This is a genomic window from Helicobacter cetorum (genome assembly GCF_900198405.1).
Classification (GTDB): Bacteria; Campylobacterota; Campylobacteria; order Campylobacterales; family Helicobacteraceae; genus Helicobacter; species Helicobacter cetorum_C.
Window position 1 is genome coordinate 1 of record NZ_FZMR01000003.1, and the last position, 26244, is coordinate 26244.

At 34.2% G+C, this 26244-nt stretch carries 30 protein-coding genes and 1 pseudogene; 26 read left to right on the plus strand and 5 right to left on the minus strand.

Features of this window, described 5'->3' with window-relative positions:
* Positions 1-142 precede the first annotated feature (142 nt).
* Positions 143-1420 (plus strand): isocitrate dehydrogenase (NADP(+)), encoded by a 1278-nt coding sequence (gene icd / locus C6H25_RS01360; protein ID WP_104747701.1) that lies wholly within the window; start codon positions 143-145, stop codon positions 1418-1420.
* 311 nt (positions 1421-1731) lie between these two features.
* Positions 1732-2256 (plus strand): DUF1523 family protein, encoded by a 525-nt coding sequence (locus C6H25_RS01365; protein WP_104747702.1) that lies wholly within the window; start codon positions 1732-1734, stop codon positions 2254-2256.
* Here C6H25_RS01365 and bioD read toward each other — a convergent pair.
* Positions 2221-2889, minus strand: coding sequence for a dethiobiotin synthase (gene bioD / locus C6H25_RS01370; protein ID WP_104747703.1), 669 nt, complete (start codon positions 2887-2889; stop codon positions 2221-2223). The genes C6H25_RS01365 and bioD overlap by 36 nt on opposite strands.
* 105 nt (positions 2890-2994) lie before the next feature.
* Here bioD and C6H25_RS01375 point away from each other — a divergent pair, with 105 nt between their 5' ends.
* The 16 genes from C6H25_RS01375 (at position 2995) to C6H25_RS01440 (ending at position 15971) form a co-directional block, all read left to right on the plus strand.
* Positions 2995-3408, plus strand: a complete 414-nt coding sequence (locus C6H25_RS01375) for a universal stress protein (protein WP_104747704.1) — start codon at positions 2995-2997, stop codon at positions 3406-3408.
* A 116-nt stretch (positions 3409-3524) separates the two neighbouring features.
* Entirely contained in the window at positions 3525-3770 is a 246-nt protein-coding gene (locus C6H25_RS01380; RefSeq protein WP_233707298.1) for an ATP-dependent Clp protease adaptor ClpS, read from the plus strand.
* Positions 3770-5977 carry an AAA family ATPase gene (locus tag C6H25_RS01385; protein ID WP_104747706.1) on the plus strand — a complete coding sequence of 736 codons (2208 nt, stop codon included), beginning with the start codon at positions 3770-3772 and terminating at the stop codon, positions 5975-5977. The genes C6H25_RS01380 and C6H25_RS01385 overlap by 1 nt, the downstream gene beginning before the upstream one ends.
* Positions 5967-6317, plus strand: coding sequence for an aspartate 1-decarboxylase (panD, locus tag C6H25_RS01390; protein ID WP_104747707.1), 351 nt, complete (start codon positions 5967-5969; stop codon positions 6315-6317). The genes C6H25_RS01385 and panD overlap by 11 nt, the downstream gene beginning before the upstream one ends.
* Positions 6318-6326: 9 nt before the next feature.
* Positions 6327-6620 (plus strand): YbaB/EbfC family nucleoid-associated protein, encoded by a 294-nt coding sequence (locus C6H25_RS01395; RefSeq protein WP_104747708.1) that lies wholly within the window; start codon positions 6327-6329, stop codon positions 6618-6620.
* The gene (locus C6H25_RS01400) at positions 6620-7615 is read left to right on the plus strand and encodes a PDZ domain-containing protein (RefSeq protein ID WP_104747750.1); all 996 of its coding nucleotides are present in this window, start codon (positions 6620-6622) and stop codon (positions 7613-7615) included. Before C6H25_RS01395 ends, C6H25_RS01400 begins: the two co-directional genes overlap by 1 nt.
* Positions 7615-8661, plus strand: coding sequence for a P-type conjugative transfer protein TrbL (locus C6H25_RS01405; protein WP_104747709.1), 1047 nt, complete (start codon positions 7615-7617; stop codon positions 8659-8661). The genes C6H25_RS01400 and C6H25_RS01405 overlap by 1 nt, the downstream gene beginning before the upstream one ends.
* A 15-nt stretch (positions 8662-8676) precedes the next feature.
* Entirely contained in the window at positions 8677-8790 is a 114-nt protein-coding gene (locus C6H25_RS08700) for a comB7 lipoprotein (RefSeq protein ID WP_199768907.1), read from the plus strand.
* Positions 8787-9530, plus strand: a complete 744-nt coding sequence (locus C6H25_RS01410) for a type IV secretion system protein (RefSeq protein WP_104747710.1) — start codon at positions 8787-8789, stop codon at positions 9528-9530. Before C6H25_RS08700 ends, C6H25_RS01410 begins: the two co-directional genes overlap by 4 nt.
* Positions 9530-10465 (plus strand): TrbG/VirB9 family P-type conjugative transfer protein, encoded by a 936-nt coding sequence (locus C6H25_RS01415; protein ID WP_104747711.1) that lies wholly within the window; start codon positions 9530-9532, stop codon positions 10463-10465. Before C6H25_RS01410 ends, C6H25_RS01415 begins: the two co-directional genes overlap by 1 nt.
* On the plus strand, positions 10462-11589 hold the full coding sequence (locus C6H25_RS01420; protein ID WP_104747712.1) for a DNA type IV secretion system protein ComB10: 1128 nt from the start codon (positions 10462-10464) through the stop codon (positions 11587-11589). The genes C6H25_RS01415 and C6H25_RS01420 overlap by 4 nt, the downstream gene beginning before the upstream one ends.
* Before the next feature lie 41 nt (positions 11590-11630).
* Entirely contained in the window at positions 11631-13040 is a 1410-nt protein-coding gene (locus tag C6H25_RS01425) for a mannose-1-phosphate guanylyltransferase/mannose-6-phosphate isomerase (protein WP_104747713.1), read from the plus strand.
* Positions 13037-14182 carry a GDP-mannose 4,6-dehydratase gene (gene gmd / locus C6H25_RS01430; RefSeq protein ID WP_104747714.1) on the plus strand — a complete coding sequence of 382 codons (1146 nt, stop codon included), beginning with the start codon at positions 13037-13039 and terminating at the stop codon, positions 14180-14182. The genes C6H25_RS01425 and gmd overlap by 4 nt, the downstream gene beginning before the upstream one ends.
* Positions 14175-15110 carry a GDP-L-fucose synthase family protein gene (locus tag C6H25_RS01435; protein ID WP_104747715.1) on the plus strand — a complete coding sequence of 312 codons (936 nt, stop codon included), beginning with the start codon at positions 14175-14177 and terminating at the stop codon, positions 15108-15110. The genes gmd and C6H25_RS01435 overlap by 8 nt, the downstream gene beginning before the upstream one ends.
* On the plus strand, positions 15107-15241 hold the full coding sequence (locus tag C6H25_RS08930; RefSeq protein WP_267891805.1) for a hypothetical protein: 135 nt from the start codon (positions 15107-15109) through the stop codon (positions 15239-15241). Before C6H25_RS01435 ends, C6H25_RS08930 begins: the two co-directional genes overlap by 4 nt.
* Positions 15234-15971 carry an HNH endonuclease gene (locus C6H25_RS01440; protein ID WP_104747716.1) on the plus strand — a complete coding sequence of 246 codons (738 nt, stop codon included), beginning with the start codon at positions 15234-15236 and terminating at the stop codon, positions 15969-15971. The genes C6H25_RS08930 and C6H25_RS01440 overlap by 8 nt, the downstream gene beginning before the upstream one ends.
* Here C6H25_RS01440 and dcm read toward each other — a convergent pair.
* Positions 15955-16974, minus strand: coding sequence for a DNA (cytosine-5-)-methyltransferase (gene dcm, locus C6H25_RS01445; RefSeq protein ID WP_199768908.1), 1020 nt, complete (start codon positions 16972-16974; stop codon positions 15955-15957). The two genes, C6H25_RS01440 and dcm, sit on opposite strands and share 17 nt — an antisense overlap.
* A gap of 87 nt (positions 16975-17061) precedes the next feature.
* Here dcm and C6H25_RS09055 point away from each other — a divergent pair.
* A pseudogene (locus C6H25_RS09055) lies at positions 17062-18677 on the plus strand (hypothetical protein); the annotation flags it as partial.
* 146 nt (positions 18678-18823) lie between these two features.
* Here C6H25_RS09055 and C6H25_RS01460 read toward each other — a convergent pair.
* Positions 18824-19054 (minus strand): YdcH family protein, encoded by a 231-nt coding sequence (locus tag C6H25_RS01460; RefSeq protein ID WP_104747719.1) that lies wholly within the window; start codon positions 19052-19054, stop codon positions 18824-18826.
* 127 nt (positions 19055-19181) lie between these two features.
* On the opposite strand from C6H25_RS01460, the gene alaS reads away from it, so the two are divergent.
* From alaS to C6H25_RS01490, 6 genes are all read left to right on the plus strand, one after another.
* Positions 19182-21725, plus strand: coding sequence for an alanine--tRNA ligase (gene alaS / locus C6H25_RS01465; RefSeq protein WP_104747720.1), 2544 nt, complete (start codon positions 19182-19184; stop codon positions 21723-21725).
* 1 nt (position 21726) lies between these two features.
* Positions 21727-22287, plus strand: coding sequence for a septum formation inhibitor Maf (gene maf, locus C6H25_RS01470; protein WP_104747721.1), 561 nt, complete (start codon positions 21727-21729; stop codon positions 22285-22287).
* Between the two features lie 206 nt (positions 22288-22493).
* On the plus strand, positions 22494-23792 hold the full coding sequence (locus C6H25_RS01475) for a hypothetical protein (protein ID WP_104747722.1): 1299 nt from the start codon (positions 22494-22496) through the stop codon (positions 23790-23792).
* Position 23793: 1 nt separating this feature from the next.
* Positions 23794-24012, plus strand: coding sequence for a hypothetical protein (locus tag C6H25_RS01480; protein WP_104747723.1), 219 nt, complete (start codon positions 23794-23796; stop codon positions 24010-24012).
* On the plus strand, positions 23999-24580 hold the full coding sequence (locus C6H25_RS01485; protein ID WP_158653846.1) for an SEL1-like repeat protein: 582 nt from the start codon (positions 23999-24001) through the stop codon (positions 24578-24580). The genes C6H25_RS01480 and C6H25_RS01485 overlap by 14 nt, the downstream gene beginning before the upstream one ends.
* Positions 24540-25151 (plus strand): hypothetical protein, encoded by a 612-nt coding sequence (locus C6H25_RS01490; RefSeq protein ID WP_158653847.1) that lies wholly within the window; start codon positions 24540-24542, stop codon positions 25149-25151. The genes C6H25_RS01485 and C6H25_RS01490 overlap by 41 nt, the downstream gene beginning before the upstream one ends.
* Positions 25152-25167: 16 nt before the next feature.
* Here C6H25_RS01490 and C6H25_RS01495 read toward each other — a convergent pair whose 3' ends face one another.
* Complete coding sequence (locus C6H25_RS01495; RefSeq protein WP_104747752.1) at positions 25168-25392, minus strand: hypothetical protein; 225 nt, start codon at positions 25390-25392, stop codon at positions 25168-25170.
* 61 nt (positions 25393-25453) lie between these two features.
* Positions 25454-25822 carry a hypothetical protein gene (locus tag C6H25_RS01500; RefSeq protein ID WP_104747726.1) on the minus strand — a complete coding sequence of 123 codons (369 nt, stop codon included), beginning with the start codon at positions 25820-25822 and terminating at the stop codon, positions 25454-25456.
* 239 nt (positions 25823-26061) lie between these two features.
* Here C6H25_RS01500 and C6H25_RS08545 point away from each other — a divergent pair, with 239 nt between their 5' ends.
* Positions 26062-26241, plus strand: coding sequence for a hypothetical protein (locus C6H25_RS08545; protein WP_158653848.1), 180 nt, complete (start codon positions 26062-26064; stop codon positions 26239-26241).
* Positions 26242-26244 lie beyond the last annotated feature (3 nt).

Genomic DNA, 26244 nt, shown 5'->3' on the forward strand with positions numbered 1-26244 from the left:
ACTATGTGGTGAATTTTTAGGTGAGGGCTTAAAAGAATGGGGTATTTTGTAAAAATTTAGTTTGAATGGACTAAATTATTAAATATTGGGTTGAAATTTTGTGATACTATCATGGGGTTACTACACTTTTAAAGGATTTCTAATGGCTTATAACCCTAGATTTTTATCTAAACCCACAGAGGGCGAAGAAATTACGATTGAAAATGGCAAGTTGCATGTGCCAAACCATCCTATTATCCCTTTTATTGAGGGCGATGGCATTGGTTCTGATATTACCCCAGCGATGATTAAGGTGGTTGATAAGGCGGTAGAGAAAGCTTATAAGGGCGAGAAAAAAATCGCATGGTATGAAGTGTTTGTAGGCGAGAAATGTTATAACAAATTCAAAGACCATAAAGAATTAAGCCCCGAAGAGCAATGGCTACTCCCTGATACTATTGATGCGATTAATCATTACAAAGTGTCTATTAAAGGGCCTTTGACTACGCCTATTGGTGAAGGGTTTAGGTCACTAAATGTGGCGTTGCGTCAAAAAATGGATTTGTATGTGTGCTTACGCCCTGTGAGATGGTATGGAAGTCCAAGCCCCGTAAAAGAGCCACAAAAAGTGGATATGGTGATTTTTAGAGAAAATGCTGAAGATATTTATGCGGGTATTGAATGGGCGCAAGGTAGTGCTGAAGCTAAAAAACTCATTCATTTCTTACAAGATGAATTGAAGGTTAAAAAAATTCGTTTTCCAGAGAGTAGTGGTGTAGGTATTAAACCTATTAGTAAAGAAGGCACAGAAAGATTGGTAAGAAAAGCGATTGAATATGCCATTGATAATGACAAGCCAAGCGTAACTTTCGTGCATAAGGGTAATATTATGAAGTTTACTGAGGGGGCGTTTAGAAATTGGGGTTATGCTCTAGCTCAAAAAGAATTTGGTGCTAAAGAAATTGATGGCGGTCCATGGTGTTCATTGAAAAACCCAAAAACCGGTAAAGAAATCGTCATAAAAGATATGATTGCTGATGCGTTCTTGCAACAAATCTTATTACGCCCGGCTGAATATAGCGTGATTGCTACCATGAATTTGAATGGGGATTATATTTCTGATGCCTTAGCAGCAATGGTTGGGGGTATTGGTATTGCTCCGGGAGCTAATCTCAATGATACAGTGGGCATGTTTGAAGCAACGCATGGCACTGCTCTTAAATACACCGGACTTGATAAGGTTAATCCGGGGTCTATTATTTTAAGTGCAGAAATGATGTTAAGGCATATGGGTTGGGTAGAAGCGGCTGATTTAATCGTATCTTCTATGGAAAAAGCGATTAAGAGTAAGAAAGTAACTTATGATTTTGCTCGCTTAATGGATGGAGCTACTGAAGTTAAATGCTCTGAATTTGCTGATGTGATGATTGAATGCATGTAATTTTCTAAAAAGACACTTGCTCTTTAAGTGTCTTTTTGCATTCTATCTTTTCTTTTTATACCTTTTTAATCTTTTTGTTTCGTATTAAAATTTTATAAAACATATAAAAAATGAAAAGATTAACAATAAGTGTTGTTTGGCTCTTTTTATTTATTCTGCAGATAGGGTAGTTAATCAAAAGGTTATAACCTAGCATTCTTATAAAGACTTGAGTTGTATATTATTTTTTGATTTTTATAATTGTCATGATTTTGGCATTAGATTTAAGAGTTTTGCTACAATATCTAACACTTCAAAAATAAGGAATAGTAATGAAAATTGTGCGTAATTTAGTCTTATCAATCCTAGCAACCATTTTTTTAGTGCTTATAGTATGCGTGAGTTATTTTATGCCTCATTATAAGGCGGTTGTAATAAGTGGGGTGGAAGTAAAAAGAATGGATAAAAATGGCTTGGTTAATAAGTCTCATGTGCCTAAAGGCCCTACTAGAGATGTGTATTTTGTGCAGACTTACGCCTCTAATGATAAAAAACATGTGAGGGTTTTTCGCAACGAGGACACTCGCTTTGGCTTTCCTTTTTATTTCAAATTTAATTCCGCTGATATTTCAGCCCTAGCTCAAAGTTTAGTTAATCAGCGTGTGGAAGTGAAATATTATGGGTGGCGAATCAATTTGCTTGATGAATTTCCTAATGTGGTTAGTATCAAGCCATTGAGTGATGAAAATGAGATTTCTAAACCTATTTTTAGCTGGATTTTATATGTGTTGTTATTGGGAGGGTTATTCATTGGCGTGCGTTCAGTGCGTAAGTGGTTTGATAGCAAAATCCATTAATTCTTTTAGGCTTTTTTGAAAAATCATGATGGGGTTATTAGAATGCTTGTTAAAAAGCTTAATGTAGGGCAAACTCACGCTTTCAAAAATAGGGGTATTACTCTCTCTTAGATTGATAGCGATTCTATAATCTAATTTTTGAGATTTTAAAAGATAGTCATTCAATAAGCAATCATTGATTAAGCCTAAATTATCATGGCTAATTAAAAGTATTTTAGCCTTTAATTTTAGGGCTAAATCTAGCATGCTTTCTTTTAAGGTAGTAGGCACACATAATCCCCCAGCCCCTTCAACTACCACTAAATCATAATCTTTTTTGAAACTTTGAATGCGTTTAATAAGACTATCTGTATCAATGGGGGTGTTTTTATCCTCTTCTTGTTGGGCGATGAGTGGAGCACAAGCTTTAGTGTAACGATAAAAGGAAATATCTTGCAATTTCAAAGAGTTATCTAAAAGGCGGTTGTCTTGTAAGAATAAATGAGCATCACTTGATTTATCAAATGGTTTTATGCCTGTTTCAATAGGCTTTAATAAAATCGTTTTAATACCTATTGAATTGCCATATTTAGCGAGTAATCTCGCACAAGCGGTTTTACCCACATTCGTATTGGTCGCACTTATAAATAGCATTGTTGGAACTTCCTTTAATTGAATTTAGCTTGAATGTTAGCGTAAATTTTAGTTTGAGGATATTTTGCTATAATGGCAATCATTTAATATTTTGAGGGTGGTCTTATGAACATTTTGTTTGGTATTAGCGACACTCAAGAATGCCGTAACGCTGTGAAGTCTGCAATCAAGTTGGCTCATTCGCTCAAAAGCGTGCGTTTTACTCTATTGCATGTAAGCATGGAAGTGTTTATTTATGCGGATAATGGAATGATGGATTATGGCACAACCGAGGCCTTAGAGGAAGAAAAGGCAAGCACTCTATTGCAAGAGTTTAGCACTCTTTTTGAAAAAGAGGGCATTGCTTGTGAAAGCGTGCTAAAGAGTGGCGAGCCTATTGATGTGGTTTTAGGCATGGCTAAGGACTATGATTTATTGCTAATTGGGGCGAGCGAATCTAATTTATTGTATCGTCTGTTTGGATCGCATCAAAACCGCTTTATTGAGCAGTCTCCTATTCCTATTATGGTTGCCAAATAAAAATAAGAGAGTATTTTATGCGTTTGAAACAAGTTCATGAGTTTTTTGAATCCTTAATCCCAGAGCTTAAAACTCCTACAGATACTTCTGTGCTTTATAAAATTCCTACCCCTAAGATGTCTCAAGTGTTAATGCTTAATGACCATTATACAACCATGGATTTTGTGGTTTCTGTTTTAAGAGAGTTTTTTGATAAGCCCCTAGAAGAGGCTCAAAATATTATGCTAAGCATTCATCATGATGGCGAAGGGGTTTGTGGCATCTATCCTTATGATATTGCAGAATACAAGGCACAATGCGTGAGAGAAAAAGCTAAGGCTTTAAATTTTCCTTTGCAACTCATCGTAGAGGAGATAAAATAATGCCTTATAATTTAAGCCAAACTCTCAATGAAATCATTACTCATGCCTTAAACATAGCCCTAGATTTTAACCATGCCCTTTGCACTACGGAGCATTTATTGTTAGCGATTTTAGAGCATGAGAGTGGGGAAAAGATTTTCAATGCTTTAGAAGAAAATGATTATTATAAAATGGGGCAGATCCTTAAAGATTACTTGTTGCAATATGTGCCTTTAAAGAATGATTTGGCAAAAGTGCCAGATAGAAGTTTTGTTTTAATGGAAGTGTTCCATAAAATGCATGCAAAAGTGAGCCGCACAGAAGAGGTTTTAATAGAGGATTTACTCATCTTTATTTTAGAAGAAGAAGATTGCTATGCCTCAAAAGTTATGGCTAGTTTTGGAATCACTCGTTTGTATTTAAGCAAAAATGCTATACCCTTTATTTTTAAAGAAGAGCAAAGTAAGAAAGAGGCTTTGGAAAAATACACCAAGAATTTAAGTGCTCTAGCTAAGAATAATGCCCTAGACCCAGTGATTGGGCGTGAAAATGAGATTTTAAGGGTTATAGAGATTTTAGGGCGTAGAAAAAAGAATAATCCGCTTTTAATTGGCGAAGCAGGTGTAGGAAAAACCGCTATTGCTGAGGGTCTAGCCTTAGCTATTTTTAACAAGCAAGCACCTAGTTTTTTGCATGATTGTGAGATTTTTTCTTTAGATTTAGCTTTAATGGTGGCTGGGGCAAAATACAGGGGGGATTTTGAAAAACGCTTGAAAAAAGTGCTTAAAGAAATTAAAAAAAGCCCTAATGCTATTTTATTTATTGATGAAATCCATACGATTTTAGGAGCAGGTTCTAGCACTTCTGGGAGCTTAGATGCGGCTAATATTTTAAAGCCGGTTTTAACTGATGGGAGTTTGAAATGCATGGGGGCGACCACTTTTGAAGAATACCGCAACACTTTTGAGAAAGACAAAGCCTTTAGCAGGCGTTTTTCTATCGTGAATATTGAAGAGCCTTCCAAAGAAGTGTGCTACTCTATTTTAAAACAACTTGCCCCCCTTTATGAAGAGCATCATCAAGTGCGTTATGATGAAAATGCTATTAAAGCATGCGTAGATTTGACTAGCTACTATATGCATGATAAATTTTTGCCTGATAAGGCGATTGATTTACTAGATGAAGTGGGTGCAAAGAAAAAAATGGCACTCAAAAATAGCAAGAAAGTGAATGCTAATGATATTCAAGAAGTTTTAGCTAGTAAGCTTAAAATTCCTAAAGCTCGTTTAAGTAGCGACAAAAAAGCTCTTCTAAGAAATTTAGAAAAATCGCTTAAAAATAAGATTTTTTCTCAAAATAAAGCTGTTGAAGTGGTTAGCAATGCGATTAAAATTCAATATTGTGGTTTGTCTCAAGCTAATAAACCTATGGGAAGTTTTTTGTTTGTAGGGCCTAGTGGGGTAGGAAAAACAGAATTGGCTAAAGAACTAGCCCTAAATTTGAATTTGCATTTTGAACGCTTTGATATGAGCGAATATAAAGAGCCTCATAGCGTTTCTAAACTTATTGGCAGTCCTAGTGGTTATGTGGGTTTTGAACAAGGGGGGCTTTTAGTGAACGCCCTTAAGAAACACCCCCATTGTGTGTTGCTTTTAGATGAAATAGAAAAAGCCCACGCTGATGTGTATGATTTGTTGTTGCAAGTTATGGATAATGCCACTTTGAGCGATAATTTAGGCAATAAGGCGAGTTTTAAGCATGTTATTTTAATTATGACTTCAAATATTGGGAGTCAAGATAAGGACACGCTAGGATTTTTTGGCACTAAAAACACCAAGTATGATAGAGCTATAAAAGAGTTTCTAACCCCAGAATTACGCTCTAGAATTGATGCGATTGTGCCATTTAATCCGCTTAGTTTACAGGATTTTGAACAAATTGTTTTGGTGGAATTAGACAAATTAAAAGCCCTAGTGTTAGAGCAAAACATAGTCTTAAAGTTTCATAAAGAAGTTTTGAAATTTATCGCACAAAAGAGCTATCAAACGACTTTAGGAGCTAGAGAAATTAAAAAAATCATTCATGATGAAATCAAAACGAAGCTAAGCGATATATTACTCTTACAATCATTTAAAAAACCTTGTAAAATCACTTGCTTACTAGAAAAAAATCAATTGATTTTAAAAGAAATCAAACACACACAAAAGGTGAAAGAAAATGACTTTTGAAATGCTTTATAGCAAAATTCATAGGGCTAGAATTACAGATGCAAATCTCAATTATGTAGGCTCAATTACCATAGATGAGAGTTTGGCTAAGCTTGCAAAACTCAAAGAAGGTATGAAAGTAGAAATTGTGAATGTCAATAATGGCGAACGCTTTAGCACCTATGTGATTTTAGGAAAAAAAAGGGGAGAAATTTGTGTGAATGGTGCAGCGGCTAGAAAGGTCGCTATAGGCGATGTTATCATTATTATCGCTTATGCGAGCATGAGTGAAGATGAAATTAGAACGCACAAGCCACACATTGTGCTAGTGAATGAAAATAATGAAATTTTAGAAAAATAAGGAATAAGCATGGATTTTAGTCAATTGAGTGGGTTACTAGATGGAGTTAAAAAAGAGTTTTCTCAATTAGAAGAAAAAACTAAGGACACCATTTACACTTCAAAAAGCGGTGGGGGAATGGTGAGCGTGAGTTTTAATGGTGTGGGGGAATTAGTGGATTTGCAAATTGATGATAGCTTATTAGAAGATAAGGAAGCTATGCAAATTTATTTGATGAGTGCCTTAAATGAGGGGTATAAAAACATAGAAGAAAACAGAAAAAACTTAGCCTTTAACATGCTAGGCAATCTTGGAAAATTTTGATAATCAATAAGATTTTAATCGCTTTTATTGTTTTTTTTAATGGCTTATGGGCTTATGATTTTAAGCATTGTCAAGCCTTTTTTAAAGAATCTAGCCTTAAAAATGGGGGCGTGGCTTTAAAAGAATTGCCTAAGGGCGTGTATTTATACTATTCTACAACTTATCCTACGCATGCTAAAGTGATTAAAACCGACCCTTTTATAGGGTTATATTTATTACAAAGCACGCCAAGTAAGTATGCTTATGAATTAAGGGATTTAGATAAAAACGCCCTAATAAGACCTATGGCTAGTGTGGGGGCTACTCAAGTTTCGCAAGCACAATTACTTTTCAAACAAAAAGGCTATAGCCACTACGCTCACATCTCACAAAAAACACAAAAAAATGGTGTGATTAGCAATATTTGCTATCAAATGTTAGGTTTAGGTGTGGGGGGGAATGGCTTTATTGAAACGAAGTTTATCAAGCGGTTTTTGAATCAAAAAGAGCCGTATTATGGCGATATAGGGGTGCGTTTAGATGAAAAAAGCAAGCGTTTAATCGTGGAGCAATTTGACCCCTTTTTTCCTAAAAACCCTTTTTTAAAAAATGATGAGATTATAGCCATTAATGATAGAAAAATCCATTCGCATGCAGAGTTTGAATGGGTGGTGAGTAATCTTAAATACCAAAGCCTTGCGAAAGTAAAAATCAAGCGAAACCATAAAGTGAAAGAAGTCGTAGTCAAAGTCAATAAGCGTTATGGGGGCTTTTTACTCAAGGATACTTTTTTGGAGCGTTATGACATTGTTTTAGACAAGCACTTCACTATCACTCAAATCGGCAAGCATTTACCCAAAGGCTTGAATGTCTTAAGGCTTGGCGATAGGATTTTATGGGTGAATCGTAAGGACGTGGCGTTTAATCAAAAGGCTTTAAGAAGAGCGTTTAGCTCACCTAAAATTGAATTATTGATTATGCGTAAAGGCTTTGAGTTCTATATCAAAATTCGTTGATGAAAAACGACGCTTATGAGATTATCCTTTCTTGGTTTATCGCACCGCTTACGGCGATTTTAGGGCGTTTTGCTGAGTTTTTTCTCTACACTTTACATGCACAATTTGTCTTTAACAGCGTGGTGGCTTTGGCGTTCATGCTCTTTGCTTATAAAAGTTTAAAAGAACAGAATTTATTCAGCTCTAGCACACTTTTAGAAGCGTTGTTGTTTGTGGGATTTTTTGCACTCTTTAATTATGCTTTAAAAAATCCCATGCATTTTTATGAATTTTTTCAAAACGCTATTTTTATCTTACCTAATATGCTTACACAAGCCCTAACTCAAAGCTTGGCAACTTTTTCAGATTACACGCTTTCAATAGATTTTATTTTCAATCATGGTTTTTATGCTCTTAGTTTTATCAGTGATTTGAGCCACAAAGAAATGGGCGTTTGGCTCATTTTAAGCGTTTTGCAAGCTCTTTTTTTAAGCGTGCTGTTTGCAATCATTATCTTGGTTTATTTAGAAGTGCATGTGTGGTGTTCTTTAGGGGTATTACTTTTAGCTTTTGGGTTTTTCAAATCATGGCGAAGCGTTTTGAGTATGTGTCTTAAAAAATGCTTAGCCCTTGGATTTTACAAGCCTTTTATGTTAGTGGTAGGGTTTTTGAATGTGTCAGTTACTCAGGCTTTAATGAAAGCCCATATGCAAGAACAACAAGACTTAAGCCTTTTATTAGTGGTGGCGTTATTTTTGTGCTGTGCATTAATTATAGGCGTGCCTTTTTTCATCAACACTCTTTTTAGAGTGCAAAACAGCCTTAAAGAGACTTACAAGCTCGCCACCAATTTAGGCATAAATCTCAATCAAAACGCCCTTAATTCGTTGCGATACATAAGCACTCCATCAAATATTTCTCACTCAACAACCGGAAGTGTTTCCAAAGAAAAAGAAACGCATTCCCCCATTTTTAAGGTAGAAACCACTCCATTAGATGTAAAAATCCCCAATTTCAAGCAAAAAAAGGTTAAAAAGGATACAATAAAGCCACAAGATGAAATTTAAACAAACGAGAAGTTAATGAAAATTTTTTTTGTTATTCTTGGGCTTATTTTGTTAGGTTGCTCCAGCAAGGTGCATGAAATGAAAAAAAGCCCTTGTGCGTTCTATGAAAAACCACTGAGTCTTGCATGAAAGAAAAGCCTTTTAATAGCGAGCAATTAGCCTGTTTAGAAGAGCTTTTAAATTCTCAAGAAAAGCATTTAGAAAGCAAACTCTCTAGTTTTTGTGTGAATGATTTAGATATACAAAGCGTGTTTAGACTAGAGAGAAACCGCCTAAAAATTGCTTACAAACTCTTAGGTCTAATGAGTTTTATCGCTCTTATCTTAGCTATTGTTTTAATTAGCCTTTTACCCTTACAAAAAACCGAACATCATTTTGTAGATTTTTTAAATCAAGATAAGCATTATGCCATTATTCAAAGAGCGGATAAAAGCATTTCTAATAACGAAGCTTTAGTGCGTTCGCTCATTGGGGCGTATGTGCTAAATAGAGAGAGTATTAATCGCATTGATGATAAGTCTCGCTATGAATTAGTGCGATTACAAAGTGGTGCTAAAGTGTGGCAACGCTTTGAAGATTTGATTAAAACAAAAAACAGCATTTACGCACAGAGCCATTTAGAAAGAGAAGTCCATATTATAAACATTGCGATTTATCAGCAAGATAATAACCCTATCGCAAGCGTGTCTATTGTAGCAAAACTTATGAATGAAAATAAGCTCGTATATGAAAAGCGTTATAAAATCGTGCTAAGCTATATGTTTGACACCCCTGAGTTTGATTACACTTCTATGCCTAAAAACCCTACCGGTTTTAAAATCACTCGTTATAGCATTACAGAAATCACGCCTACAAATAGGAATGATTAATGCGGAATTTCTTATTAAGCTTAATGCTAGTTTTTAGCCTAATAAAAGCTGATGAGTTTATAGAAGAATCTAATATAAAAGCCCCAAATTTAAACCACCCCATGCAAGATTTAAACGCCATTCAAAACAGCTTTTTTGATAAAAACCGCTCAAAAATGTCTAACACTTTGAATATTGATTATCTTCAAGGGCAAACCTATAAAATCCGTTTGCGTTACGCAATGGCAACTTTATTGTTTTTCAAAAAGCCTATTAAAGATTTTGTATTAGGAGATAAGGTAGGCTTTAATGCCAAAATCTTAGAAAGTAATGAGCGAATTTTATTGATTAAGCCTTTACAAATCGGTGTGGATTCTAATATTAGTGTGATTGATAATGAAGGCAAGATTTTTTCTTTCTATGTGTTTTCTACCACCTTTACCAGTTCTAAACACCCTAATTTACAAGTCTATATAGAAGATAAGAACTACTACGCTAACGCTTTTTTAAAGAAAGAAAATATCCTTGAAAATGTTCCTAAAAATACCCCTAAAGAAAACCCCCTTAAAGAAACAAAAGCATTAGAAGAAGACACGCTGACTATCGGCGATAGCACTAATTCTATGAGAATCATTAAACAAGACATTAAAAAAGGCTATGTAGCCTTAAAAAGCTCTCAAAGAAAATGGTATTGCTTGTGGCTATGCTCTAAAAAATCTCATCTCTCATTAATGCCTAAAGAAATTTTTAATGACAAACACTTCACTTATTTTAAATTTGACAAAAAATTAGCGTCTTCTAAATTTCCGGTTCTTTATAAAGTCGTTGATGGCTATGATAACCCTGTGAATACTAGAATTGTAGGCGATTACATTATCGCTGAAGATGTTTCAAGTAAATGGACTTTAAGACAAGGCAAAGATTATCTGTGTATCCGTTTTAAGGCTCAACAATGAATAAATGGCTTAAAGGGGTGCTTATTTTTGTAGGGGGTTTTGTAGTGATTATGGCTACTTCTTTAATTTATCATCAAAAACCAAAAGCCCCATTAAAGCCAAATCTTTTAAGCGATGATGAAGTGAAATACCCCTTAGGCGACTATATTTTCACTCAAAATTCAAACCAAGCTAACAAAGATGGCTCCAAAGACGCTACTATAAAAGCCTTACAACAACAATTAGAAGTTGCTCTAAAAACTCTAAACTCTCAAAAAATCAGCCCCCCTAACAAAGAAATTCCAAAAGATTTCACAAAACCCCCTACAAAAACAAACCACTCTAAAAGAGACCTTTCTTTAGAGCAATTAGATTTATTAGCCTCTCGCATAACCCCCTTTGAAGAAAGCCCTAAAAACTATGAAGAAAACCTTATTTTTCCTATAGATACTTCTCAAGGCATAGATAGTTTTACTAATTTGAAAGAAAAAGACATCGCCACGAATGAAAACAAGCTTTTACGCACAATTACCGCAGATAAAATGATACCAGCCTTTTTAATCACGCCCATTTCTAGTCAAATCGCTGGTAAGGTCATCGCGCAAACGGAGAGCGATGTTTTTGCGAACATGGGAAGAGCGGTGCTTATTCCTAAAGGCTCTAAAGTCATAGGTTATTACAATAACAATAATAAAATGGGGGAATACCGCCTAGATATTGTATGGACTAGGATTATCACACCCCATGGCATAAATATCATGCTCGCTAACGCTAAGGGAGCGGATATTAAAGGCTATAATGGCTTAGTGGGGGAACTTATTGAAAGGAATTTCCAACGCTATGGCATGCCCTTACTTCTCTCTACGCTTACTAATGGCTTATTGATAGGCTTAACTTCTGCTTTAAACAACAAGGGCAATAAAGAAGACACAACGAATTTCTTTGGGGATTATCTCTTAATGCAAATGATGAGACAAAGTGGCACAGGGATTAATCAAGTTATCAATCAAATTTTAAGAGACAAGAGCAAAATCGCCCCCATTGTAGTCATTAGAGAAGGGAGTAGAGTATTCATCTCGCCTAATACGGACATCTTTTTTCCTATGCCTAGAAGTAATGAAATCCTAGCGGAGTTTTTGAAGTAGAAACGCTATAATTAAGTTTTTAAAAATCAAAAAGAGAATGCATGATTAAAAATATTTTATTGAGTGGGGGGAGTGGCAAACGCCTATGGCCCTTAAGCCGTAGCCTATACCCTAAGCAATTTTTAAAGCTATTTAATGACAAAAGCTTGTTTGAATTAAGTTTCAAAAGAAACACCCCCTTAGTTGATGAAACGCTTATCGTATGTAACGAGCAACATTATTTTTTAGCCCTAGAAGAAGTGGGGAGTGAGACAAAAGATAAAAAGGTGGGTTTTTTACTAGAGAGTTTGAGTAAAAACACCGCTAATGCCATTACTCTAAGTGCTTTAATGAGTGATAAAGAAGATTTGCTCATTGTTACGCCAAGCGACCACTTGATTAAGGATGCTCAAGCGTATGAAGACGCTATCAAAAAAGCCCTTGATTTAGCTAAACAAGGTTTTTTAGTTACCTTTGGTATTAGAATTGAAAAGCCAAATACGGAGTTTGGGTATATTGAAAGCTCTAATGCCCTAGATGTCAAGCGTTTTATTGAAAAGCCGAGTTTAGAAAAAGCGATAGAGTTTCAAAAGAGTGGGGATTTTTATTTCAATAGTGGCATGTTTATTTTTCAAGCAGGCACTTTCTTAGAAGAATTAAAAAAACATGCCCCTAGCATTTTAAAGGGGTGTGAGAAAGCGTTTGAAAATCTAACTAATTCGCATTTTTTTGAGAATAAAGTTGCACGCCTAAGCACTGAAAGCATGCAAAATTTAGAAGATGTGAGTATTGATATTGCTTTAATGCAACAAAGTCAAAAAATCAAAATGGTGGAATTAAACGCTAAATGGAGTGATTTAGGGAGTTTCAACGCTCTTTCTAAAGAAGTGGCTAATGACAAAGAAATTAACGCTAATTTAAGCCAAACGCCTATTTTTGCTAAAGAGAGTGCGAATAATTTAGTGTTTTCTAATAAAACGACGGCTCTTTTAGGCGTTGAGAATTTAGCCATAATTGACACTAAAGACGCTCTTTTAATCGCTCATAAAGACAAATCTAAGGATTTAAAAGCTTTGGTAGGCGAAATAGAACAACATAATAAAGAATTACTACAAGCCCACACTAAAGTCTATCGCCCTTGGGGGAGTTATGAAGTCTTAAATGATAGCCCTAATTATAAGGTTAAGATTTTAGAAGTTAAATCTAATGCTAGGCTTTCTTTACAAAAGCATTTTCACAGGAGCGAACACTGGGTAGTCATTAGCGGGATGGCAAGTGTGGAGTTAGATAATAAAACTTTTGAATTACAAGCTAATGAATCCACTTATATACCCAAAAATACTCTACACCGCCTAGCTAATTATGGCAAAATTCCTTTAGTTATTATAGAAGTTCAAGTGGGCGAGTATGTCGGCGAAGATGATATTATAAGGATTGATGATGATTTTAACAGACAAAAGGAGAATAAATGAAAGAAAAAATCGCCTTAATCACCGGAATTACCGGGCAAGATGGGAGCTATCTAGCCGAATATTTGCTAAATCTTGGCTATGAAGTGCATGGACTAAAAAGACGCTCTTCTAGCATTAATACTTCTAGGATTGACCACTTATATGAAGATTTGCATAGCGAACAAAAAAGGCGCTTTTTCTTACACTATGGAGATATGACTGATTCTTCTAATCTCATTCATTTAATCGCTACCACAAAGCCTACAGAAATTTACAATCTAGCCGCTCAAAGTCATGTCAAAGTTTCTTTTGAAACCCCCGAATACACCGCAAACGCTGATGGAATCGGAACGCTTAGGATTTTAGAAGCCATGCGGATTTTAGGCTTAGAGAAAAAGACTAGATTTTATCAAGCAAGCACGAGTGAATTATATGGCGAAGTCTTAGAAACCCCACAAAATGAAAACACCCCCTTTAACCCACGAAGCCCCTATGCGGTCGCTAAAATGTATGCCTTTTACATCACTAAAAATTACAGAGAGGCCTATAACTTATTCGCCGTTAATGGCATACTCTTTAACCATGAGAGTAAGGTAAGGGGCGAAACTTTTGTAACCCGTAAAATCACGCGAGCTGTAAGTGCTATGGCGTATAACTTAAATGATTGCTTGTATTTAGGGAATTTAGACGCCAAAAGAGACTGGGGGCATGCCAAAGATTATGTGAAAATGATGCATTTAATGCTCCAAGCAAAAGCCCCACAAGATTATGTGATTGCTACAGGGAAGACTACAAGCGTGCGTGATTTTGTGAAAATGAGTTTTGAATTTATCGGTATAGAACTAGAATTTCAAAATACAGGCATTAAAGAAATCGCTTTAATTAAAAGCATTGATGAAAAAAGAGCAAACGCTTTAAATTTAGATTTAAGCCATTTAAAAATAAATCAAATTGTGGTGCGTATAGATGAACGCTATTTTAGACCCACAGAAGTGGATTTACTCTTAGGCGACCCAACTAAGGCTGAGAGAGAGCTAGGCTGGGTGAGAGAATACGATTTAAAAGAATTAGTCAAGGACATGCTAGAGCATGATTTAAAAGAATGTCAAAAAAGCCTTTACTTACAAGAAGGGGGCTATACCTTAAGGAATTTTTATGAATGAAATCATTTTAATCACCGGTGCTTATGGGATGGTGGGGCAAAACACCGCTTTGTATTTTAAAAAAAATAAGCCTAATATTACTTTACTAACCCCTAAAAAAAGCGAATTAGATTTATTAGATAAAGACAATATCCAAGCCTATTTAGAAAAACACAAGCCCACAGGGATAATCCATTGTGCTGGAAGAGTGGGGGGCATTGTAGCAAACATGAACGCCCTTTCAACTTATATGCTAGAGAACATGTTTATGGGTTTAAATCTCTTTTCTAGTGCTATCAATTGTGGGGTTAAAAAGGCAATCAATTTAGCAAGCTCTTGTGCCTATCCAAAATACGCTCCTAACCCTTTAAAAGAGAGCGATTTACTCAATGGCTCTTTAGAGCCCACGAATGAAGGCTACGCTTTAGCTAAACTCTCTGTGATGAAGTATTGCGAATATGTGAGCCATGAATTAAGCGTGTTTTATAAAACCTTAGTGCCTTGCAATCTCTATGGCGAGTTTGACAAGTTTGAAGAAGGCGTAGCTCATATGATACCAGGTCTTATTGCTAGAATGCATAGAGCCAAACTAAAGGGCGAAAAAGAATTTACTATGTGGGGGGATGGCAGTGCTAGAAGAGAGTATCTAAACGCTAAAGATTTAGCCAAATTCATCGCCCTAGCTTATGAAAATATCGCTGAAATTCCTAGCGTAATGAATGTAGGCTCTGGCATAGATTACACTATTGAAGAGTATTACAAAATGGTCGCTCTTGTGTTAGATTATAAAGGCGAATTTGTTAAAGACTTATCCAAACCAGTGGGCATGCAACAAAAGCTTATGGATATCTCCAAACAAAAGGCTTTAAAATGGGAATTAGAAATCACTTTAGAACAGGGCATTAAAGAAGCTTATGAGTATTATTTGAAAACCCTTAAAAGCAAATGATTGAAAAACTGATAACCCTTAATGAAGAAACTCTAAAAGACCGAATAAAAACCGAGTTTTTTAAGGATAAGAAGTTTCTCTATAGTGGGGATAAGATAGATTTTATTTTAAGGATATTAAGGGTTGCTTGAGCTTGAAAATATTGCATCAATTCATAAAACCAAATTATACGATAAAGGTTATGATATTTTATTTAATGATGGCAGAATAATTTGGGTTATAAAAAGAAGAGCTATTGTTGGACTTTTGCTTTTAATAAAATATGAGATTTGTTCCGAAGAGGATTTGACAGGAACAAATGATCGTTTGCAAACTATCAAGCAGATATTAAAAAATAAAATTCCTAGTGATTGGATACAAGAAAGATATGGAGATGCTAATAAGCCATTTAGCGAATTATGGACTGAAGAGGGGTTTTCTTGCGTTAGAGCTGAAGGTCTTAGTGGGAATAGAAAATATGTGCTTTCAAAAAATGATCATGAATTACTATTTAATGTCAATGTCAAAAATACTCGTATATCCATTGGAAAGTTAGATAAAGAAATTATTTTAAAGCAACAAGGTTATCTTTGTAATATTTGTGGTGCTTTGTTGCGTGAGATTATTCTTCCCACAACATTTGCTAAAGATAGAGTTAAAATTGAAATTGACCATCGTATTCCTATTGATAGAGGTGGTCAAAATTCTATATCTAATTATCAAGCATTATGTCATTATTGCAATAAGTGTAAAAGACAAATATGTTTTATTTGCTTTGAAAAATGCGATGACACTTGTGCGTTAGTTTGTCCAGAGAAACAAAAAATAATCAAACCAACTAAAGAGAACATTTCAGACAGAATAACTAAGAATAATAAATAGAATCATATATATCATTTGCGATTGATTCAATTACTGGTGGGCATACAGCGTTGGATAGTTGTTTGATTTGATTTGTTCTAGAAACATTGATAGGAAAATCATAATCCTTTGGAAAACCCATAAGCAGTTTAATTTCGTTAACAGATAAATGGCGTCTTTGCTTTGACAAAACAGGTATCATTGCTCCACCACCACTTACACTTACCGCAAATGTTGGGTATTGTTCATCAAGCGAATATGCCCTTATACCACTTGAGCGTATTTGAAAAATACAATCCTTAAGATTTGCGTTTTTTGATTTTCGCTCAAGTTTTATTCTTGTTTTAGGTAATTCAAAATCAATATCATTTATATCTATCTTTCCAGTGTATAAATCTATGTATGTCTGCCATTTGTCCGATACATTTATGTCCATGTCGACATGATTATCTCTGATTAAAATATCTTTTAAAACAGCTCTTTTGCCGTTATCTTTTGTGAAATAAAAATGATTTACAGCGATATCTTTTCTTAAGGCAACAATAAATAATCTCGGTCTTTTTTGTGGTATGCCAAAATATGCACTATTTAAAATATCATAAAAAAAATTATATCCTATATTTTCAAGTGATTGTTTGATAATGGAAAAAGTTTTTCCTCTGTCATGTGTTTTTAAATTGGGGACATTTTCTAAGAATACAATTTTGGGCATTTTTTCTTTAATAATTGATTCTAATTTAAAAAAAACTGTTCCTCTACTATCATTAAACCCTTTTTGTTTTCCAGCTATACTAAAAGATTGACAAGGAAAACCAGCACATAGCATATCTATAGCTGGAATATTTTTTTCTGAAACATCAAAAATATCATGGCTATCAAAACTCTCTCTAAAATTATATTGGTATGTTTTTTCGCATTCTAGGTTCTTTTCATTTTTATAAACACATACAGCATTTAATTTAGATTTTTCTATACCTTTTCTAAAACCACCAATACCTGTACAAAATTCTGCATATCTTAACAAGTAGATTCTCCAATTTTAAATCTTTTGATCTATTCTAGCAAAAATCACTTTTTATTGCTGTGTGATTAGGATTTAATTTTTTGAGACTTTATAGTGCCAGCAGACTCGTTTGATAATGTTAAAGGGCAATTTCCCGGCTTTTTAGTGTGGGATACCTTAGAAAAATCAAATTTATCCTTTAGAAACCCTAAGCCTAAGCTTAGGGAAACTCATAAAGAGAGCTGTCGTTTCAGTGAAACAACCACTTTAAGCCCAAAAAAAAGCAAACTCAAAGTATAATTCTATCCAAGAGTTTTTACCATGTTTAGACATGATAAACTCCTATAAGGATAATATTTCTGCCCCTAAGCTGACTAATTCAAAGGGGCAGAGTGAAATTCTAACTCAAAACTTCTTAAAAGAGAATTTAAGATATACTACTAGCCAAGAGTTCTTGTCATGTTTAGACATAAACACTCCTTTGTGGCAAAATGTGTCTCCCAAGCCTAGCGAAAACTAAGGGGACACAAAGAAAATCTGCTAAAAATCTCCTTAAAGATTTTAAAATCATTCAATGGTATAGCTTAGAAAATTTGTTAAAAGAATTAGAAAAATCAACAACCGCCCCAAAAGTTACAGGCAAATCTACTTCAAGGAAACCCCTAAGCACAAGGCTTAGGGACGCTCTTAGAAATCAGCGTTTAATGCAAAACACCATTTTAAACCAAGAAAAAGAAATTTCAAGGTATAATTCTAAAGAAGAGCGTTTGTTATGTGAGTTAGACATAACTTGCTCCTTTACAATGGATTTGCCCCATAATGCAACTATGGGGCGTAGTGTAATTCTACAACAAAACCCCTTAAAACTTCAAAACTCCGTTAGCTTAGAAGTGTTTGATAGTTTCGGCGGATTTTTAGGGCTAAAGATTTTTAAGCCGATTTTAGATAAGGCGTTAAGCTTAAATCAGTGGTTGAGTTTATTTAGGGATAAAAAAAGCGAATGTTTAGCTTATTTTTCTATATACCCAACAGATTTTCAAAATAATAGTAAGTTTTCGCTTTTGTCAAAACCACAAGAGCGTTATTGTTATGAATTAACCTTGAATAATTTTTTGCTTTTCTCAGTTTATTTTTCAGTTAGGCGTGTGTTCGAACACACATGGATTAACCACAACGACCAATTTTACGCCCCTTATGATGACGCATTCCAAAGTGATAGCGAGTTTAAACATAACTCCCTAACTTTTATGCTTTTTCATGGAAAAAACCGCATTACTACCACTCAAGGAACAAACCACTTCATACCCTTTAGCGAACAAGAAGTCAATGCCAAAGAAAGATACACTAGCCATGTGTTATTAGATTTTTTAAAGGGCAAATTACAAGAACAAACACAGAATAACAATCTCTTTGAAACGCTAAACAAAGAAATTAAACCCCTAGAATTTAGCGAAACTGCCCTAAATGTGTTTAACGCAGGAAAAGAGATTTATAAATATTACCATTCACAAGATTTCACTAACCACGCCTATAACGCTAATGTAAGCTTGTATGATATTAAAGAATTTTTTCAAGGCAGAAACGCACAAGGCAAGTTAAACCCACCCCTAAAAGCTAAAGATGAATACTACAAACAGCTTTATTTTAATTTACAAGACGCTTTAAAAGACTTAGCCAAAGAATTACAGCCCAAAGTCTATGAATACGGATTTTTAAGAGAGTAAAACCTAGTTGTATAAAAAGTTAAAATATTAAAAAAAGAACCCACTGCATTTAATAAGCAAGTGGGTTTAGTTTAAGGCTATAAGCAAAAACGCTTTTAAAAAAGCGTTTGAATGTATTTCTAAAACCTTTAGAAGATTGCTTAGCCTCAAACATGTTTAGGTTTTTGCTTTTCTTTATGCTCCATAATCATACTATGGATTTCGTCTTTTAACTTTAATTTTTGTTTTTTCATTTGATTGATTTCTGCACTATCAGCATTTTGCTGTTCAGCGGTTTTGATGTCATCATCTAGCTGGTTGTGTTGTTCAAAAATCTTATCAAAATGCGGATTACTCGCTTTTAACACATTGATTTCTTCTCTAAATTCATGAAACATGGTTTTCTCCTTTAATTTGGATTGTGGTGTATAATAAACTATCTTTTTAAAAAAGTAACTTAAAAGGGCAAAAAGCAGTTAAAAACCCTTAAAAGGCGTTTTAAAAACACACACAAAAAGGAATTTTATGGATATTCGTAATGAATTTTTACAATTTTTTAAAAGTAAGGGGCATGAGATTTATCCTAGCATGCCCCTAGTGCCTAATGACGCCACCTTACTTTTCACTAATGCAGGAATGGTGCAATTTAAGGATATTTTTACAGGTATTGTGCCTCGCCCCTCAGTGCCTAGAGCGACTTCTTCACAATTATGCATGCGAGCAGGGGGTAAGCATAACGACTTAGAAAATGTGGGTTATACCGCAAGACACCACACCCTTTTTGAAATGTTAGGGAATTTCTCTTTTGGAGATTATTTCAAAGAAGAGGCAATTTGCAATGCATGGGAATTTGTAACCAAAAATTTAGGTTTTAAGCCTAAGGATTTATATATTAGCGTGCATGAAAAAGATGATGAGGCATTTAAATTATGGGAAAAATTTGTCTCTGTGGATAGAATCAAAAAAATGGGCGATAAAGACAATTTTTGGCAAATGGGCGATACAGGGCCTTGTGGGCCTTGTAGTGAAATCTATATAGACCAAGGCGAAAAACACTTTAAAAGTAGTGAAGATTATTTTGGGGGCGAAGGTGATAGGTTTTTAGAAATTTGGAACTTAGTGTTTATGCAGTACGAACGCTCTAGTGATGGCATTTTATCGCCCTTGCCAAAACCTAGCATTGATACAGGCATGGGTTTAGAAAGAGTGCAAGCTCTTTTAGAAAACAAGCTCAATAATTTTGATTCTTCATTATTTGCGCCTTTAATGAAAGAAATTAGCGAGCTTACAAGCTTAGAATATACTAGCGAGTTTCAACCAAGCTTTAGAGTGGTGGCTGATCATGCAAGAGCGGTGGCGTTTTTGCTCGCTCAAGGGGTGCATTTTAATAAAGAAGGTCGTGGTTATGTGCTAAGACGCATTCTAAGAAGAGCCTTAAGGCATGGGTATTTAATGGGCTTAAAAGAAGCGTTTTTATACAAAATCGTGGGCGTGGTGTGCGAGCAATTTGCTAGTATTCATGCGTATTTAAAAGAGTCTAAAGAAAATGTGATGAAAGAGTGCTTTGAAGAAGAAGAGCGTTTTTTAGAGACTTTAGAATCTGGCATGGAATTATTTAATTTGTCTTTAAAGCATTTAGATGAAAATAAAATCTTTGATGGAAAAATCGCTTTCAAACTCTATGATACCTTTGGATTTCCTTTAGATTTAACCAATGATATGCTAAGAAGTTGTGGGGCAAGCGTAGATATGAAGGGCTTTGAATGTTGCATGCAAGAGCAAGTGGAACGCTCTAAAGCATCATGGAAAGGCAAGCAAAACAACGCTGATTTTAGCACCATTTTAAGCACTTATAAGCCTAATGAATTTGTGGGGTATGAAGTAATGGAGTATTCTACTCAAGCACTAGGTTTTTTTGATAGCGAATTTAAAGAAATCACAGAGATTAGCCCTAAAGAAGAAGTCTGGGCATTGTTAGAAAAAACGCCTTTTTATGCAGAAGGTGGGGGAGCTATAGGAGATAAGGGCGTGCTTTTAAAAGAGAATGAAGAAGTGGCTCTTATATTAGATACGAAGAACTTTTTTGGGCTTAATTTTTCACTTCTCAAAGTTCAAAAACCCCTTAAAAAAGGCATAGATTTAATCGCAAAAGTGAGTGATGAACGCTTTGAAGTTGCCAAACACCATAGTGCGACGCATTTATTACAAAGCGCATTAAGAGAAGTTTTAGGCTCACATGTCAATCAAGCAGGGAGTTTGGTAGAATCCAAGCGGTTACGATTTGACTTTTCGCATTCCAAAGCATTAAGTGAAGAAGAGTTAGAAAAAGTAGAGAATTTAGTCAATGCTCAAATTTTTAAGCACTTAAAAAGCCAAGTGGAGCATATGCCTTTAAATCAGGCTAAAGATAAGGGGGCGTTGGCTCTATTTAGTGAAAAATACGCTGAGAATGTGCGGGTGGTGAGCTTTGAAAAAGCGTCCATTGAATTGTGTGGGGGTATTCATGTGGAAAATACCGCACTCATTGGTGGGTTTAGAATTATAAAAGAAAGTGGCGTGAGTAGTGGGGTAAGACGCATTGAAGCGGTGTGTGGGAAAGCCCTTTTTGAGTTAGCTAAGAGCGAAAATAAAGAGCTTAAAAACGCTAAGATTTTACTCAAAAACAATGATTTAATCGCTGGCATTAACAAGCTTAAAGAGAGTGTGAAGAATATTCAAAAAGCCCCCACTCATATTGACTTGCCCATTGAAAACATCAATGACACAAGTGTGGTTGTGGGTGCAATTGAAAATGGCGATGTGAAAGAAGTTATTGATAGATTAAAAAATCAGCATGAGAATTTGCTCGCTATGGTGTTTAAAAAAGATAATGAACGCATAAGCCTAGCATGCGGAGTGAAAAACGCCCCGCTAAAGGCGAATGTGTGGGCTATGGAAGTGGCACAAATTCTAGGGGGTAAAGGGGGCGGGAGAGATGATTTTGCTAGTGCTGGGGGTAAAGATACAGAGAAATTGCCAAAAGCGGTTGATTTAGCTAAAGATATCGCTTTAAAAGCCTTAGAGAAATAGCATGGAACTTATTTTAGGCTCTCAATCTAATTCTAGGGCTAATCTTTTAAAAGAGTGTAAGATTAAGTTCAAACAAAAAGCCTTAGACTTTGATGAAGAAAGCCTGAATGTAACAGACCCTAGAGAGTTTGTCTATCTAGCATGTAAGGGTAAATTAGAAAAAGCAAGAGAGCTAGTTAAAAATAATTGTGCTGTGGTTGTGGCTGATAGCGTGGTGAGCGTGAATAACAACATGCAAAGAAAAGCTAAAAACAAGCAAGAAGCCCTTGAATTTCTAAAACTTCAAAGTAATCATGAAATAGAGATTCTAACTTGCTCAGCTTTAATTACTCCCACACTAGAATGGCTAGACTTTTCTAGCTTTAGGGTGCGTTTAAAGGCGTTTAATCCTAGCGAGATAGAAAAATATTTAGAAAGTAACTTATGGCAAAATAGTGCTGGTTGTGTGCGATTAGAAGATTTTCATAAGCCCTATATTAAAAGTTCAAGCGGTAATTTAAGCGTAGGGCTAGGGTTGAATGTGGAGGGATTATTAGGGGTGTTAAAATTAGAGCGTTTTTAAAAAAGAAATAAATCGCTTTTATTATTATCTTTACAATATCGTTTGATGAAAAATCAAGCGGTGTTTGAGTGGCTAAATCTTTTAAGTTTGTAAAATCAGTAAAAAATATTCAATAAGTGGTTTTCTAGTTTGATTTTTAGATTAAAATATTGATAGTGTTATAATCTGAAACAAATGATAGTAAAAATAATTTAAGGAATGCCATAATGAATAATAATATAGCCGAAGTTTCTAGCAAGATTAGTGGTATGCAGAATTTTGAAATCTATAAGAAATTAGAGTCTGAAAGCTCTAAGATGGAAGAAAAAGCTAAGCGTTTGGTAATTTTGTTTTATGTGTCTATAATTGGTTATATATGGTTTGCTGTAAAATCTATTTATGTAGTGCTTGATAAAACAAAATTACTAAAACAATATGAAATCATTTTTGTAATGATTTTTGTAGTTGGTTTGGCTTTTTTAATTTTAAGCATTGCTTTTGAAATATTCAATAGGATTGGTTGTGATTATAGAGATGAGTATTTGGTAAAAAAGACACTTGCTAAGAATTTAAAAAGTATTGTTTTTCGCATATCATTTGAAAAACTTTCTTTATTTTATATTTGTAATAAAGAAAGCAAAATGTCAACTTACTTGAAAGACAAAAGAAATGAGGAATATAAAGATAGAAAATGCAAACAATATAGCCCAGAATTTAGAACTCTTTTATCTTTTTTATCGTTTAGATTTTTAGGGTATTTGATTTTAGGATTAATTATATTTGCGTATCTCTTTTATTCTTTTGTGATAATTACATATCTTTTAGAGCAAACAATAGATAATGGTGAGCATATAAACTATTTGACTGATTTTTTAAAACCAACTCCTATAGAACAAATAGCCAAAGATAAACCTTTGCTTATATATATGACTATTTTTTTACCTCCTATACTATTTTTTATAACTTTTATTTTTCCTAAAAAATTACAAAAATTAGACAATTGGATAAAAAACATATTAACACAAGCATTCAAACCCATTAAATCTTTATTGTTAAGAGCTTCTAATAATATTCTTTGGTTTCTATGTATCCTATGCTACGGATTTATTTCTTGTATATCTATCAATTACAAACACTTTTACTATCTGTATTGTTTAATACCCTATATTGGATTGTTTTTAGCTCTGACTCTAAGGTTAAGATACTCTTTTAATAATATCTTTGCAAAGATATTATTTCCTTTTTTACTCTTTTTTAGAGAGAAAAAATATTTTTTGGGGATTCTTAGTGCTTGTTTGTGGTGGGTTTGGTTGTATAGTGCGATTATTTTATCGCTCTTTCAAATTTCAATAGTAGATTTTATCCCATTGATTGAATTGTTTGGAGATGTTCTATATGCCAAAAATGACCCCATAAAAACGGTCAAATGGGTGTCTTTAGGTGTATTTATTCTTTGGACTTTTGCTGTTCTATATGGATTAAAAGAATTAGTGGCTGACAAACAACAAACAAATAGGAGAGATTGAAATGGTTTTAAGGTTTGTGTTATTTGTATTGGTAATTGTTGGTGTTGTGATTGTTTTGCCTAAAGCAGACAAGAAATGTCGTAAATATTATATTAGTGAGGTTACGCCCCAAACACCTATTGATGCTGATATTATTTTTAAAAATGCTGAACACAAAATAGCTGAAAATGACCCTGAAAAAAGAGCTGAAGGCTATCTTTACATGGGTGGTTTTTTATGAGTTTAATGAAGGTATTCCGAAACAAAAGATACTCACACTAGAATATAAAAAGAGAAATGGTAGAGATGTGGCGGTTTTACATGAACAAAAAGAGCTTATTAAATATAAAGGAATGTCTGAGTATTGTCAAGATGCACTTAATTGCTATGAAAGGGCAAAGGATTTAGGGGACATTAGAGCGTATAGGAGATTGGCGTATAAATATTATTATGGAGAAGGCGTTAAAAAGAGTGTAGAAAAAGCTAACTCTTATTTTAAAGAAATGTGTGCCCTTGATGATATCCTTTATAAAAACAATAATTTAGTCAATAGCTGTTCTGAGTGGGGTGATGTTACGGATTTTCATAACCCTGCTTCTTTTTTAAAAGAGAGATGCATGAGAAGTAATTCACATTTTAAGGGGGATTGTTATAGGCTTGGAGAATTACAAGAATATTATTTTTCAAAATACAATCTATATATTGGTTTAAAGCCACTCTCTAACGAGCATGCTTTATTTTATTTCAAAAAAGCATGCAATTTGGGGCATGTCCAAAGTTGCGAAAAAGCTTACAAAAATGAAAGATAATGATTCTTGTGAGGAAGAAAAGCTTTTGAGAGAATGGAATAAAGAAAGATATAAAACATATCAATTGGGCAATAAGATTTTGATTGATTTATCTAAACAAGCATGCGATTTGGGGAGCGTGGATGGTTGTTCTTATGTTTGTTCGTTGGGCGATAAGGGTTCCTGTGAAAAATATCAATCATTAAATGAGCAAGAAGAGAATAGTAGTAGACTATACAAGCTAGGTGAAGAAAATCATTCTTCTTATGAGTTTGCTTTGAATAGTTTTAAAGAATCCTGTAAATTAGGGAATCTCCAAGGTTGCGAAAAAGTGTGTGTTTTAGGAGAAAAAGATTTTTGTATAAAGGAAAAGGAATTAAAGGATAGGGGTAATGAAATCAAAAGATTATTCAGTCAGGAAAACACTTTCTATGGGCTTGCTCTTAGTTATTTTAAAGAGTCTTGTAAAGGAGGGTATTTGAAAAGTTGCAATGAATTATGCTCTTTTCTAAACGATAAAAAAGCTTGTGGAAGAAAAGAAAAATTGTTTAACAAAGAAAAAGAAAAAAGACTTAATTTTTTAAGGAATTAGCTCATTTTGTGTTTGTTTACTTTGATGAAGTGCCTTTAATACAAAATTGCAAATCCTTTTCTAAAGTCTCTGTATAGACAAGTAAGGCTTTCATGTTTTCGCTGATTTCTGTGCTAGAGAGTGCTGGGCGTGTAGGCATTTCAATTTCGCATTTGGTAGGGATATATACTGGCTTATACACTCTATAGCACCCCGAGAGAGCAAAAAGAGTTAAGAGAGAAAGAAAGGCGGTTTTAGACATGGTAGTTCCTTGATACTTGATATTGAAAAAAGTTTTAAAAAGGCTCTCATTTGAAAAAATGTTACTTTTTGTCTTCTTTTTTAAAAGTCTCAATGAGATTTTCAACTTTTTTGAGTTCCTTATCTGTAGGAGTAGCGTCTTTAGTCTCTTTTTCAATTTGCTTATCTTGTTGGGCTTTAGAATACTTTTTCTCAATTTGTTTTTTGGTTTTAGAATACTCTTTGTTGTAGGTTTTAACATCTAATTCTTGCTTTTTTAAGGCTTCATTTTGTAAATTCACGCCTATTTTACAAGTTTCTCTTTCTATGAGTGCGTTTTTGTAAAAGATAAAAAAGCAAACGCCTAAAACAATTAAAGCCACAAACAAAATGACTATGACTATATTTTTAAAACTCAGTTTGGGGATTAAGAATTTCCATACTTGCTGCAAATTAAATTCCTATGCTAAATTTGATTTAACCTACTAAAAAGACTTTGTTATAAATATTTGATTGCAGTATGAGTTTAAATATTAAAAAACTTTTTTGATTATGTGTATTATAGTCAATTTTCAGGGATTTTAGGGTGGAATTTTTAGATTTAGGTTAGAAATCCTAGTTTTTAGGATTTGCTAAGCATTCTGATAATTGAGTGCATTTACTGCAAGAATTTTGGTTGGTAGGAGATTTTTTGGGAAAGAAGTTAAGAATAGTTTTAAATTCTTCAAATGGTTTTTCGTGCTTTGAGATTGCAAACATAAAAAAACAAGAAGCAATGATCAAAGAAACAAAAGCAAATGTCAAGCACATTGATATGGTTATTTCCTTTAATTTCTCTTTGTCTTTAATTCTAAAGGATAAAACGGTATAAAAT